This is a genomic window from Corallococcus aberystwythensis (assembly GCF_003612165.1).
Taxonomy (GTDB): domain Bacteria; phylum Myxococcota; class Myxococcia; order Myxococcales; family Myxococcaceae; genus Corallococcus; species Corallococcus aberystwythensis.
Genome location: NZ_RAWK01000085.1, coordinates 21305 through 34010 on the forward strand (window position 1 = coordinate 21305; position 12706 = coordinate 34010).

The window sequence follows — 12706 nt, forward strand, 5'->3', positions numbered from 1 at the left end:
GTATAGACGTGTGTGGGTCGGGGAGGCTCCGGGGGCCTCCTCCCATGGTGGGCGAGCGGGGAGGCTCAGCGCGCCGGCGGCTGCGTCACCAACCGGCCGATGGAGATGCGCCCCTGCTCCGGAGGCTTGGGATGGAAGGCGTCCCGGGGGCCGAACTGGAACCCTGTGGGGGCGCCCCGGGCATTCACCTGGAAGCGGATGGCGCCCGGGCCCACGCCGCCACAGGTGGGCGTCTAGCCGGGCTGGTACGCGTGCGGGTCGTAGTTCTGCGCCTGGAGGCGTCCGGCGTCGCACCAGTCGCCCAGGCACCACGCGATGACATCCCCCGGCCGCACCTGCCGCAGGTCCTTCACGGCGGTGAACGGCGCGCCCGGGGCCAGGGTGTGGAACCAGGCCTCCCAGACGAACGCGCGGGGCCAGTTCCACTTCGTCTCACGGGGGAATCGCTCCGTCTTGAACCGCATCACCGCCGCGTACTGCGATGGCAGCGTCTGGCCCACGAGGTAGCTCACCCAGCCCGAGCAGTCCGTGTACGCCGTCCAACCGCCGTCCTGTCTTTGGATGAGCGGCTGTCCGGGAAGGGGAAGCGCCGCATGGCATGGCCGCCTGACAGGCCCGGGGACGCCCGCGTCACGGACGCGTCACGGCGACTTCTTGAAGGTCTGGCTCCAGGTGGGGGCCACCTTCTCGATGAGCGCCACCAATTCCGGCGGGATGTCCCCGGCGCCGGTGAGGGGACGGACCTCCATCACGTCGTCGTTGCCCATGCCGCCCGGATAGCGGCGGGCCCACGCGATGGCCTCCTCCTTGGATTGCACCTCCAGCACGTAGAAGCCGCCGATGAGCTCCTTCGTCTCCGCGTAGGGGCCATCCTTCACGGTGGACTTGCCGTCCTTGAAGACGACGTGCGCGCCCGGGGAGGGGCTGAGGCCTTCGGAGGCGATGAGCACGCCGGCCTTGTGCATCTCCTCGTTGAATTTCATCTGCGCGATGAAGACGGCCTCGTCGAAGGCGGCGTCCGAGTGCGTGGGCTCCAGGGTGGACGGGCGGGGGATGAGCATGAAGCGCATGCGGGTGACTCCTGACGTGGGAATGTTCGACGTGACTTACATCCCCACGACGAACGGCCGTGCGGCGGATCGACACGGGACTTCAGGATTCCTGCATCCGCCCGGCTGACCGGCGAAGGGTCACTGCTTGGGGTAGCGGACGTGGATTTCCGACTGCGGCGGGGGCTGGCCCTGGGGCAGTTGTTGTTTCACGGCGGGGGCGCCGGGTTGCTTCGTGGGCAGGATGATGAACTGGGTCGGTCCGTCGATCACGTCGCGGGTAACTCCCCGGGTCTGCAGCGCCACCAGGTCATCCGTCAGGTGTCCTTCAAAGCTGAAGCCGAAGATGAGCCGGGTGCCCTTCTCGTCCGTGAAGACGGCCTTCTTGACGTCCGTCTTCGCCAGCTGCGCGTTGATGCGCCGGAGGAAGTCCGTCAGGTCCCTGGCGATGACATGGTGCACGTATTCGCGGGTGCCGAAGTTGATGATCTGCCCCTTCTGTCCCTTCGGCCCGGGCGCGAAGTCGTAGCCGAGGTAGTCCCCCTGGGTGTCGGTGAAGAGGGGAATCCACTGGCGGACGAGGAAGTGGTCCTGGACCGTTCCCGGTTTGAAGGAACGGGTCTGCGAGTCCGCGTCCGCGAGCCCCTCGATTCCGGGGAGCACGTCCCGCTTCCAGAAGAAGGAGATCTGCTGGAGGGAGAGGAATGCTTGTCCCAGCATGCTTCCGCCGTCGACGAAGGGGTCCTGCTGACCGTTGTTCTCCAGGTAGAGCTGCTTGAAATCCTCGGGCAGCTCTACGCCCAGCTCGGCCTCCAGTGCCTGGATCTGCGCGAGGGTGGCGGGGCCGTTGAGCTGCTTGTGGTAGTCCGGAACGTTGCGCCGCAGCCAGTCCTTGTACTTCCGCCACTCCTGGAGGACCGCGGGGACCTGCTTGCTCCGCGCGACGGTCGTCCGGGGGGACTCCGGCGCGGGCTGGGCCTGGACGCGGCCCGCGGCGCCCAGCCAGAGCAGCAGCGTGGTTCCAAGAAGCAGCGAGGGTGGGTTCCGGACCGTCATGCGCATGGGGACCTCGGGAGGCGGGCCCCTGGAGCATACCCTCCGGGCTCAGCTCTGTTGGGCCATGGCCACGGCGTCCGCGCCGGCGGGCTGGCGGATGGGGCATGACGGGTCGTTCACCGCGCGCCAGATGACCTCCGCCACGTCGAGCGACCGTGTGAACGGCTCTGCCTGCTGCCCTGACCTTCTTTCGAAGACGCCCCGCACGAAGTCGGCGTAGGCCTCGGGGACGGTGACGCCCTGGTCCCGCATCCGCGCCTGTGCGTTCTGGGCGAAGGGCGTCTCCGGAGACCGCCCCGGAATCACCAGGCTCACCCGCACATTGAAGGGCTGGAGCTCCAGCGCGAGCGACTCGGTGAACGCGTTGATGGCCGCCTTGCTCGCGGTGTACACGGCGAGCAGTGGGAGCGGCTTCTGCGTCGTGCTCGACGAGACGTTCACGATGACCCCCGCCTTGCGCTGCCTGAACCCGGGTAGGAACGCGTGGGTCACGGCCAGGGTCCCGAACGTGTTCGTTTCGAAGATGGCGCGGACCGTCTCCATCGAGGTGCCCTCGAAGACACCCATCAGGCCGACGCCCGCGTTGTTGACCAGCACGTCGATGGGCCCTGCGGCCTCCACCGTCTTGCGGATGCTCTCCGGGTCGTTGACGTCGAGCGCGAGCACACGCAGATGCTCGGAGCGGGGCAACACGTCCTCGCGCGGCGTGCGCATCGTGGCGATGACCTTCCAGCCGCGCTCGAGGAAGTAGCGGGCGGTTTCGAGGCCGAAGCCGGTCGAGCATCCGGTGATCAGAATCGTCTTCATGGTGTCTCCTGGGCGGTGGTGGCTTCGGTGACGGATATACGGAGCGCGGATCGGACGTGCTACAACAGGGAGTCCAGATTTCATTCGCAGGAGTCCGGACATGGTCGATCCGCTCGCGGAAGTGGTCACGCTGCTCCATCCGGGCGCTCCGTTCTCAAAGCTCGTCAGTGCCGCGGGCCGGTGGAGGGTCCGGCGCGCGGAAGCGGGGAGGCCCTTCTACTGCGCGGTCCTCATGGGGCGGAGCCGCCTCGCGGTTGACGGACGTGAGCCGGTCATCCTCGAGAAGGGGGACTTCGTCCTGATTCCCGCGGCGTTCGACTTCACATCGACGAGCATCGAGCCGCCGAAGGGAAGGCACGACACGCCTCGCCTCGTGTTGCCCGATGGTGAAATCAGGAACGGTGATCACCATGGCCCGCCGGATGTCCGGATGCTGGTGGGCTACTGCGCCTTCGCCTCGCCGGACGCGAGCCTGCTCGTCTCGCTCCTTCCCCAGTTCGTGCACGTTCGCGGCGAGCAGCGGCTCTCCGCCCTCGTGGAGCTCTTGAAGGACGAGTCGCGCGAACGGCGGCCCGCGCGCGAGGTCATCCTCGCCCGCCTCATGGAGGTGCTGCTCATTGAAGCGCTCCGCTCCACGGCGGGCATCGCGGCGTCGCCGGGCCTCCTGCGCGGGCTCTCCGACGAACGCCTGTCCGTCGCGATCCGCCGGATGCACGAGCGCCCGGCCCGGGCGTGGACCGTGGCGCAGCTGGCGAAGGAGGCCGCACTGTCCCGTTCCACGTTCTTCGAGCGCTTCAGCCGCGCGGTGGGCGTGGCCCCGATGGAGTACCTGCTCGGCTGGCGCATGGCCCTGGCGAAGGACCTGCTGCGGCGCAGGGACCTCACCGTCGCCGAGGTCGCGGAGAAGGTGGGCTACAGCTCCGCGAGCGCCTTCAGCGTCGCCTTCACGCGCCACGCCGGACTGCCGCCCACTCATTACGTGCGAGAGCAGGCGGAAGCCGTGACCCTGGCGGTGGCGCGCGGATGAGCGGGGCAACCAGGTGCTGGCGCCTGTCACGGTGGGCCTCCGGGCAGCCGGGCCCCGGGTGGGCACCCTGGAGGGATGGCGGACGCGGCCCCTTGGGTCGGACCCGGGTGGTAGAGCTGTCCCGCCATGGATGATCCGACCGACAGGGACACCGAACGCCGCCGGGAGCCTCGCAAGCCGAAGCCGCCCCGGAAGGTGTCGCAGCGCTACCTGGAGAACGCCGCGCTGCACTACCTCAAGCGCTACGCGGCCACGGTGAGCCAGCTCAAGCGCGTGCTGATGCGCCGGGTGGACCGCTCCGTGAAGTTCCACGGCACCGACCGCGCGGAGGCCGTGGGCTGGGTGGACGCGCTGGCGGAGAAGCTCATCCGCAACGGCCTCGTCAACGACCGGACCTACGCGGAGACGCGCGTGCACTCGCTGCGAGCGTCGGGCCGCAGCGCGCGCGTCATCACGCAGAAGCTGCGCATGAAGGGCGTGGCGGCGGAGCTGGTGCAGGAGAAGCTGGCGGAGGCCACCCAGGACGTCTCCGAGGACGCCGCCGCCCTCATCTGGGCGCGCAAGAAGCGGCTGGGCCCCTACCGGCGCGACCTCAGCACGCGCGCGGATCACCGCCAGAAGGACCTGGCGGCGCTCGCTCGCGCGGGCTTCTCCTTCGCCATCGCGAAGCGCATCATCGATGGCAACGCGGACGACCTGCCGCCCCGCGACTGAGGGACGCGCCCGGAATGAAACACAGCGGCCCGGCGCCCTCCCGTGGGACGGACGGACACCGGGCCGCGAGGGACTGGTGTCTGGCTTTGACTACTCCTGGAGGTGCGTGACGGTCAGCGCCGGGTCACCGGCGATCTCCGCCTCCGTGTAGCGCCGGTCCACCCACTGCTTCTGGGAGAACAGGGCCGTCTGGTCCGCGTACCAGGGCGAGGCCGGGTTCGAGGACTGGGAGTAGGTGAGCACGGACTTCGCCACGGGGCCTGCGTCCGTGAAGGACACGGCCATGACGAAGCTGGAGCCCAGGACGGGCTCATAGGTGTTGTCCGGCCCCAGCTGGTTGGCGATCTGGTTGAAGCAGCCCTCTTCGTGGCTGCAGCCGTGCACCGGGTAGAAGATGCCGTTCTTGAGCTTGCCCTGCACGGAGCCCGTCGTGGCATCCAGGGCGATGCCGCGCCCGCGCAGCGTGCGGATGGCGGTGCCCAGCGCCTGGGCCACCTGCGGGTTCAGGGTGTTGAGCGTGCGCGGCGTGTTGACGGGGTCGTTCGCGTTGAAGGGCACCAGGTACGGGCCGCCCGTGGCGCCCGCCACGCTGAAGATGAACACGCGCCAGAGCAGCTCGCCCCGGCTGTCCAGGTCGCCCTTGAGGTCCCACGCGGCCAGCACGGGGCAGGCGGGGCGCAGGTCCTCGAAGGTGAGGTCCGGCATCAGCACGAAGGGCGTGCGGCGGCACAGCGCCACCGCGGCGTCGCGCAGCAGCTCACCGGAGTAATTGCGGTTGTTGAACGTCACCGTCTGGAGCTGCTCCAGCGTGAAGCGCTGGCCCTCCAGGCCATCCGTGCCGGCGAGGCGGCCCTGCACCATCTTCAGGCCCATGCGCGTGCGCAGGCTGCGCACGTTCTTCTCTCCACCCAGGATGCGAGGGAAGCCGGTGAGCGGCTGGGCGGGGTTGGGCAGCCAGTAGCTGTCGTTGGAGTTGGTCACGTAGTCGGCGCGCGACAGCTGCGGCAGGCTCCCCGGGCCGAAGATGCCCGGCGCCACCGCGTCCGCGTCGCTTCCCAGCGCGCAGTCGGAGCGCGAGCCGTCCAGCACCGGCAGCCCCGCGGACTGGAGCACCAAGAGCGGGATGGGGGACAGCACGCAGCGCAGCAGCTTCGCGTCGGTGACGTGCGGCACCACGCTCATGTCCGCGTAGTACGCGTTGCCCTGCGCGTCCGTGGCGATGGTGTTCACCCACGGGATGCCCTGCCAGGTGGCCTGCGCGGTGCGCAGCTCTTCCACGTTGGCCGCGCGGTCCATGGCGAAGAACGCGTCCAGCAGGCGCATGTTGGACGCGTTGGCGTCGTGGAACGCGTAGCCGGTGAGGCCGTTCCACGTCATCAGGCCGGAGGGGTACTCCAGCATGGGGCCCAGGTGCGAGCGGTAGAAGGTGTGCTGGCGCGGCGTGAGCGAGCCGTCCGCGGCCTTCGCCTGCACCGTGACGGTGCGGGTGGTCATGTCGCGAATCTGGCCGTCGTACAGGTACTTCGTGGGGAAGCCCGGGACGAGCTTCAGCTCGAACGGGGTGAAGCGGTACGCGGTGGAGACGGTGTGGCTCCAGGCCAGCGTCTCGTTGTGGCCAATCAGGATGGCGGGCACGCCCAGCAGGCTCACGCCGGAGACGTTGAGCTTGCCCGGCACGGTGAGGTGCGCCTCGTAGAAGCGCTCCGAGCCATCCCAGGGGAAGTGCGGGTTGGCCAGCAGCATGCCCTTGCCGTTGCGCGTGGCCTCACGGCCCAGGCCAAAGGCGTTGCTGCCCAGGCCCAGCGATTCGGAGTGGGGGAAGACGTTGCGGTCCAGCGAGGCGGGCACGGCCAGCGGCTGGGGCAGCGTGCCGTCCGGCAAGAGGGACGGCGGCTTCGCGTCCACCAGCGCGTCCAGGAAGAAGAGGGAGCTGGCGAAGAGGCTGAGCTGGTAATAGCGCAGGTACAGGTCGCGCTCGGTGATGGGGCGCACCCAGGCGGCGCCCCGGCAGCGTGCGTCCGGCAGCGCGTCCACGCCCGTCTCCGCCAGGTAGCGGTTGATGCCCGCCGTGTAGCCGCGCACCAATTCGCGCACGTCCTGGGACGGGCCCAGGGGCGGCGGCTTCGCCAGCAGCGTGTCCACGGTGCCGTCGTCGATGATGGCCTGGTAGAAGAAGTCGCTCTTGAGGTTGTTGTACTGGCTGCCCAGGGCCGCCAGGTACGTGCCGTCCGGCCCGAAGTGGCGCGAGCGCCCGGCGTTCACCGTCACCAGCGCGTCCATCAGTTCACAGAAGTTGTCCTGCGCGAACGCGTAGCCATAGCCGTAGCCCACGCCCGCGAAGTCGTCCGCCAGCACGTGGGGGATGCCGTGCGCCGTCCTGCGCACGGTGGCGGAGAGGCTGCCCGCGGCCAGCTTCACCGACGCCGTGGGGCCTTCCGGCGCGGGAGTCGCCGCCGCGCGCGGCTCGCACGCCGTGGCGCACATCAGCGCCACCAGCGGCAGCACCCGGGCGCCTCCGGTTCTTCCGTTACGTCCAGCCATTCGAGGGATTCCTTTCACGGTGGGGAGAAAATCCCTTCTAATTGTAGAAACGCATCATTCCTGGATCGCGCCGTCGCGAGCCCGGTGTTTCACGAAAGGAAACCAGCACATGAAACGGATGTTCGCGGGCGCGCTCGTCGTCGCGGCGTTGGGGACCCTGGGGTGTGGTGGGGCGAAGGCGTCCGGGCCGGGGGCGGAGGCCGGTACGGGCACGGCGCGCCAGTCGGTGGAGGACCTGCGCGCGGGCTTGAGGGCGGCGGACCAGGCCATGTCGGACGCGGCGGAGAAGTCCGGCTCGGCGCAGGCGTTCGCGGACTTCGTCGCGGACGACGCGGTGCTGCTGGTGGAGGGCGTGTACGCGCAGAAGGGCAGGGAGGCCATCCGCGCGTGGCTGGCCGCGCACCCGCTGGAGGCGGAGGGCAAGGTGCGCTGGACGCCCGTGCGCTGGGACGTCAGCGCGGACGGGACGCTGGGGTACTCGGTGGGCAACGCGTCCGTGGAGTCGGGAGGCACGTCGGTGCGGCCGGCCGGGCGCTACATCACCGCGTGGAAGCGCCAGCCGGACGGGCAGTGGCGCGTGGTGGTGGCCGTGCGCAACGACGCCAAGACGGCGATGACGCCGCCCGCGGGCTTCACCCCGTCATCCACGCAGCCGGCCGCGGCGCCGCGCGCGCTCGCGCCCGCGCAGGTGCTGGAGGAGGCGAAGGCCGCGGACCGCGCGTTCTCCGCGATGTCCACGTCCGAGGGCATGGGCAAGGCCTTCACCGCCTACGCCGCCGAGGACGCGGTCATGCCGCTGGGGGCCGCGGGCATCTTCGGCCATGACTCCATCGCGAAGGCGTACGCGCCGTTCACGCTCGACAAGATCGACCTGCGCTGGGAGCCGGTGCTGGGGGACGCGGCCGGGTCCGGCGACCTCGCGTACACGGTGGGCCGCGCCATCGCGACGGGCAAGAACGAGCAGGGCCAGCCGGAGGTGGACCACGTGAAGTACCTCACCGTCTGGCGCCGGCAGGCCGACGGCCAGTGGCGCTACGTCACCGACGGCGGCAACTCCAGCCCCGGTCCCCAGGGGCCGTGACACATGTGTCACCAGGGGCCTGCACCATCGCGGCCGGCCCCTTGGCGTGAATGTTTCAGCAATATTCCGTCAATAGCTGAAATAGCCGTTTAGTCTTGTATTCCGGATTGGTGCGCCGCATGAAGGGAGCTCCCCCGTGGTGAGGAGTTCCCCCCTTCATGCGTACCCCCCGCTCCGTGCGTCGGTTGTCGCTGTCGTTCGTCCCATTGTTCGCGCTCGTGGCCTGTGGCCCTTCCGGGTCCGTCACGCCGGAGCCTCCCGCGCTCACCGCGCAGGAGGCCGCGCTCACCGAACTGCTCACCAACGGCACCTTCAACTCCGGCTCGGTGGCTCCGTGGTGGAACAACGCCAGCACGCAGTCGTCCGTGGAAGGCGGCAGGTGGCGCGTGGACGTGGCGGCGAACACGGCCAACCCGTGGGACGCCATCGTCGGCCAGAGCGGCCTGACGCTCACCGCCGGGAAGACGTACACGCTGGCGTTCACCGCCACCGCCACGGCCACCGTCACCGCGCGCGCCACCGTGCAGCAGGAAATGGCGCCGTACGCGTCCACGCTCACGCAGTCCTTCACGCTGGACGGCACGTCGCGCCGGTTCTCCTTCCCCTTCACGTCGTCGTTCTCGTCGGGCCAGGGACAGGTGACGTTCCAGCTGGGGGGCCGGGCCAATGCCATCACCGTGCGGCTGGATGACGTCTCGCTCACCACGGAGAGCGGTACCGGCTCCGGCCCGGTGGCGATGACGAGCGGCTTCTACGTGGACCCCAACTCCAACCCGGCGGTCTGGGTGCGCAACAACGGTGGGGACGGCCGCGCGTCGCGCATCAACGCGTCCATCGCCTCGAAGCCGATGGCGCGCTGGTTCGGCAACTGGAGCGGCGACATCACCCAGGCGGTGTCCAGCTTCGTGGCCGCGGCGGACGCGGCGGACAAGCTGCCGGTGCTGGTGGCCTACAACATCCCCGGCCGTGACTGCGGCAGCCACTCCGGCGGCGGGGCGGGCAGCGCGGATGCGTACCGCGCCTGGATTGCCGCCTTCGCGGCGGGCATCGGCAACCGGCCCGCGGTGGTCATCGTGGAGCCGGACGGCGTCGCGCAGCTCGACTGCCTCCCCAACGACGCGGAGCGCACCACGCGCCTGGGGCTGCTGCGCTACGCCTCCGAGCAGCTGCGCGACCGTGCGCCCAACACCTGGACGTACCTGGATGGCGGAAACGCGAATTGGATCGCCGCCGACACCATGGCGCAGCGCCTGGAGTCCGCGGGCGTGCGCAACGTGCGAGGCTTCTCCCTCAACGTCTCCAACTTCTACCCCACCGCGCAGTCCACCACGTACGGCAACGCGGTGAACGCCGCGCTGAACAGCCGCTACGGCTACACCCGGCAGTACGTCGTGGACACCAGCCGCAACGGCAACGGCTCCAACGGCGAGTGGTGCAACCCCGCGGGCCGCAAGCTGGGAACGGCGTCGCAGACGGGCGGCGGCGCGGAGCTGCTCCTGTGGGTGAAGACGCCGGGGGACTCGGATGGTCAGTGCGGAATCGCTCCGGGCACGCCCGCCGGACAGTTCAGCCCGGACCTGGCGAACCGCCTCATCGACGGCACCTGAGCCCACTCTCCCCCTCCAGACAGGACTGACGACATGACAATGGCGACACGGTGGCTGCGGACCCTGGTGGTGGGCGTGGTGGTGGCGGGTGGCACGGCCTGCGGGCCGGAAGACGCGACGGAGACGGCCCTGACCCAGGTGGAGTCGGAGGCCACGGTGCTGCCCACGGCGGGCGGAGGCATCTTCATCACGGCCGCTGAGCTCACCCGAGCGAGGACGCGGGCCACCGCCACGACAGCGCCCTACGCGGAGAACGCTCGCATCCTGAAGGGCCGTGCGGACGCGGCGCTGACGGCCACACCCAAGCCGTTCCGGATGACGGACGTCTCCACCATCACCTACCACTGGTGCTCCCCGGACACGGACGGCATCGACAACTCGCTGGCGGACGCGACGGGCAAGTTCACGGACGACGCGGACCGGATGCGCACGCTGGCGCTCCAGTACGCCGTCGGCGGGGACACGAAGTACGCGGCGCGCGCGGCGCTGTTCCTGAAGACGTGGGCGTCGCAGCACACGCCCGTGAACATGCACGACCTGCACGTGGACTACGCGGCGGCGAAGCTGGACGGCCAGACTTCAGATTACTGCTCCGACCGCCCGTGGAACTTCGCGCTGGACGGCGTGTTCCAGGCGTACGGCCTCATCAACGCCAGCGACGCGTACGTGCTGCTCAAACGCAACGGCTACGCGCTCCCGAGCGCGGACGACGCCGCCGTGCGGGAATGGCTGCGCAAGACAGCGGAGGCGGTCAACTCCAGCTTCCAGGCATGGACGCGCTGGGCGGACGCGCACCCCACCTCCAGCGCCTTCACCCGCTACCGCTCCGACAACCACCTCAGTTGGGGCTTGGCGGGGTTGATGGCCGCGTCCGTGGCGCTGCAGGACACCGCGCTCGCGGGATACGTGCTGGACGGCACGGCGTGGACGGACCGCCGCAATGGCGCCTACGCGAATCCGTCCTTCATCAAGGACGTCATCAACCGAGCCATCGAGTCCGGCACGGGCACCGCCAACGAGGGCCGCGTCTACGAGGAGAAGATCCTCCGCGACCCGCCCATCGGCTACTCGCTCTTCCACCTGTGGGCCATGTCGCTCATCGCGCGCAACGCAGAGGTGAATTACGCGCGGCCGGGCTTCTGGGACTACGCGGGCCCGGGCGGCGGTAGCATCCACAAGGCCTACACGCGCTACGCGGCCTTCATCCTGGGCGAGCGCGCTTCGCCCCAGGCCTCCGAGGGTCCGCCGAAGGACTACCGGTGGCTGTACGAGCTGGGCTACGCGCAGTGGCCGGAGACGCGGCTGAAGAGCGTCATCCAGGTGGGCACGCGCAACCAGTACATCCTCCAGAGCATCGGCCCCGTCACGCTGGTGGTAGGCGAGGTCCTCTAATCAGCCCGGCATGCGTTCGTGGACACACCCGGCGCGGAAGCACGGCTCGGATGTGCCCACGTTCAATGGATGCAGGCGCTCTCCATCAGGGGCGCGCCTGCATGGCTTTCATGGGCGACAGAGGATGCAAAGGACTGTCGCCGCTCACGAAGCAGAGGGGCCTGGGGCGTGGGCCATGGATGCGCCAGTGACGCGCGGCTCACCGATCCGGGGGACCTGTGTTGCCATGAATCGGTTCGCCTTCCTTGCACACCGTCTCGTGGGCTTCTCCGCGAGCATCGTAGGGTGAAGCCTCCGACTGAAGGCCATCCGCTGGAGCCGAAGCGTTCCAACCCGTCCGGCAGTCGGACAGGCTGTCTGAAGCCGCGCCCGTAACGTTCCCTCCGGTGTTCTCGTCACCGGGGTCGCGAAGGGCGAGCGCCGGGGCAGCCGAAAACCTCAGCGCTCCGCTGTCGGGCTCAATGGAGAGGGCCTGTCTCGGGGAACAGGATGCAACTCCGAGCAACTCGTTGGCTGGCGCGTGGTGGTCGAAGCCACGTGTCTCACCGCAGGGGAGCGCCTCCAACGCTTCGTCCTGCTCGGTGACTGACACGGGGGCGCCGGGGCCGCGCGTCTCACCGCAGGGGTGTGTCTCGGGCGCATCGTCTTGCTTGGTGGGTGATACGGGAGCGCCGAGGCTGCACTCCTGAGCGCGGTGGGCCTCGGGGGCCGCCTGCTCCCGAGGGACGGGGGCGAGTCGGTCCAGCACAAGCTCGTCGTACGTCTTCATCAGCGCCGGCAGCTGCTGCTGAAGCGCCTGCACGTCGCGCGCATACAGCGCATCCAACGCGCAGATGACCCACTGGCGCATCGCATCGCCACCCATGAAGGGCAGCAGCCGGTCCGCGATGCCCCGGAATGCCCGCTGCAGCGACTGGATGAGGAGCACGTGTCCGGGCCGTGAAGCCACCTGGGCAGAAAGCCGCAGCAACTCGAATTCCAGCTGCGCGCAGCGCTCCTTGGGGTGGTACCAGCGCGCCGCGTCCTGGAGCGCGTAGCAGGTACTCTCCAGCGGCCCCAGGGCCACGGCGGAGGCATTCGCGCAGCAGTCGGAAAGCAGCTCCACCAGCACCTGCCGCTTGAGGCTGAAGAAGCCCTCCAGCAGCCGCCGGCACTCCTGGGGGCGCGCGTCATGCAGCGCCAGCCCCAGGTTCTCCAGCGTCAGCGACTCGTCCAGCGCCACCGCGCGCGCCTGTCGCCCGGGACGCAGCACCACCAAGCCCCTCGCCGCCAGCCGCCGCAAGGCCTCGCGCACCGTGCCCCGGCATACCCCATAGCGGCGCGCCATCATCCGCTCCGAGGCCAACCCCCCATTCCTCGGCAGCCTCCTCTGCGCAATGTCCCGCTCGAGCTGCTCCTCCACGTACGCCACCAGCCCCACCCTCACCATCCC

The 12706-nt window shown here is 69.6% G+C and carries 12 protein-coding genes; 5 read left to right on the forward strand and 7 right to left on the reverse strand.

The genetic code is table 11. The features are described from left to right. Positions 1-65 precede the first annotated feature (65 nt). The 5 genes from D7W81_RS42365 to D7W81_RS15930 form a co-directional block, all read right to left on the reverse strand. Positions 66-215: a hypothetical protein gene (locus tag D7W81_RS42365; protein WP_158621608.1), complete on the reverse strand. Its 150-nt coding sequence runs from the start codon at positions 213-215 to the stop codon at positions 66-68. 18 nt (positions 216-233) lie between these two features. Next, positions 234-512: a hypothetical protein gene (locus tag D7W81_RS15915; protein WP_120556227.1), complete on the reverse strand. Its 279-nt coding sequence runs from the start codon at positions 510-512 to the stop codon at positions 234-236. Between the two features lie 129 nt (positions 513-641). After that, positions 642-1070, reverse strand: a complete 429-nt coding sequence (locus D7W81_RS15920) for a YciI family protein (protein WP_120556228.1) — start codon at positions 1068-1070, stop codon at positions 642-644. Positions 1071-1190: 120 nt separating this feature from the next. Then, positions 1191-2111, reverse strand: a complete 921-nt coding sequence (locus tag D7W81_RS15925) for an SMI1/KNR4 family protein (RefSeq protein WP_120556229.1) — start codon at positions 2109-2111, stop codon at positions 1191-1193. A gap of 42 nt (positions 2112-2153) precedes the next feature. Next, positions 2154-2912 carry an SDR family oxidoreductase gene (locus D7W81_RS15930; RefSeq protein ID WP_120556230.1) on the reverse strand — a complete coding sequence of 253 codons (759 nt, stop codon included), beginning with the start codon at positions 2910-2912 and terminating at the stop codon, positions 2154-2156. Between the two features lie 100 nt (positions 2913-3012). On the opposite strand from D7W81_RS15930, the gene D7W81_RS15935 reads away from it, so the two are divergent. Next, positions 3013-3939, forward strand: coding sequence for an AraC family transcriptional regulator (locus tag D7W81_RS15935; RefSeq protein WP_120556231.1), 927 nt, complete (start codon positions 3013-3015; stop codon positions 3937-3939). Positions 3940-4065: 126 nt separating this feature from the next. Next, a complete protein-coding gene (locus tag D7W81_RS15940) occupies positions 4066-4653 on the forward strand; it encodes a regulatory protein RecX (RefSeq protein WP_120556232.1) in 588 nt (195 codons plus the stop codon). 90 nt (positions 4654-4743) lie between these two features. Here D7W81_RS15940 and D7W81_RS15945 read toward each other — a convergent pair whose 3' ends face one another. Then, positions 4744-7194, reverse strand: a complete 2451-nt coding sequence (locus D7W81_RS15945) for an acylase (protein WP_120556233.1) — start codon at positions 7192-7194, stop codon at positions 4744-4746. Between the two features lie 109 nt (positions 7195-7303). On the opposite strand from D7W81_RS15945, the gene D7W81_RS41985 reads away from it, so the two are divergent. The 3 genes from D7W81_RS41985 to D7W81_RS15965 all read left to right on the forward strand — a co-directional run bounded on the left by D7W81_RS41985 (position 7304) and on the right by D7W81_RS15965 (position 11274). After that, positions 7304-8275: a YybH family protein gene (locus tag D7W81_RS41985; protein ID WP_158621609.1), complete on the forward strand. Its 972-nt coding sequence runs from the start codon at positions 7304-7306 to the stop codon at positions 8273-8275. A gap of 158 nt (positions 8276-8433) precedes the next feature. Then, the gene (locus tag D7W81_RS15960; RefSeq protein WP_120556234.1) at positions 8434-9882 is read left to right on the forward strand and encodes a glycoside hydrolase family 6 protein; all 1449 of its coding nucleotides are present in this window, start codon (positions 8434-8436) and stop codon (positions 9880-9882) included. Between the two features lie 33 nt (positions 9883-9915). Beyond that, positions 9916-11274, forward strand: a complete 1359-nt coding sequence (locus D7W81_RS15965; RefSeq protein WP_147445504.1) for an alginate lyase family protein — start codon at positions 9916-9918, stop codon at positions 11272-11274. Positions 11275-11473: 199 nt separating this feature from the next. On the opposite strand, the gene D7W81_RS15970 is transcribed toward D7W81_RS15965, so the two are convergent. Continuing rightward, positions 11474-12706, reverse strand: a 1233-nt coding sequence (locus tag D7W81_RS15970) for a FadR/GntR family transcriptional regulator (protein ID WP_244227234.1), incomplete at its 5' end; no start/stop codon positions are given.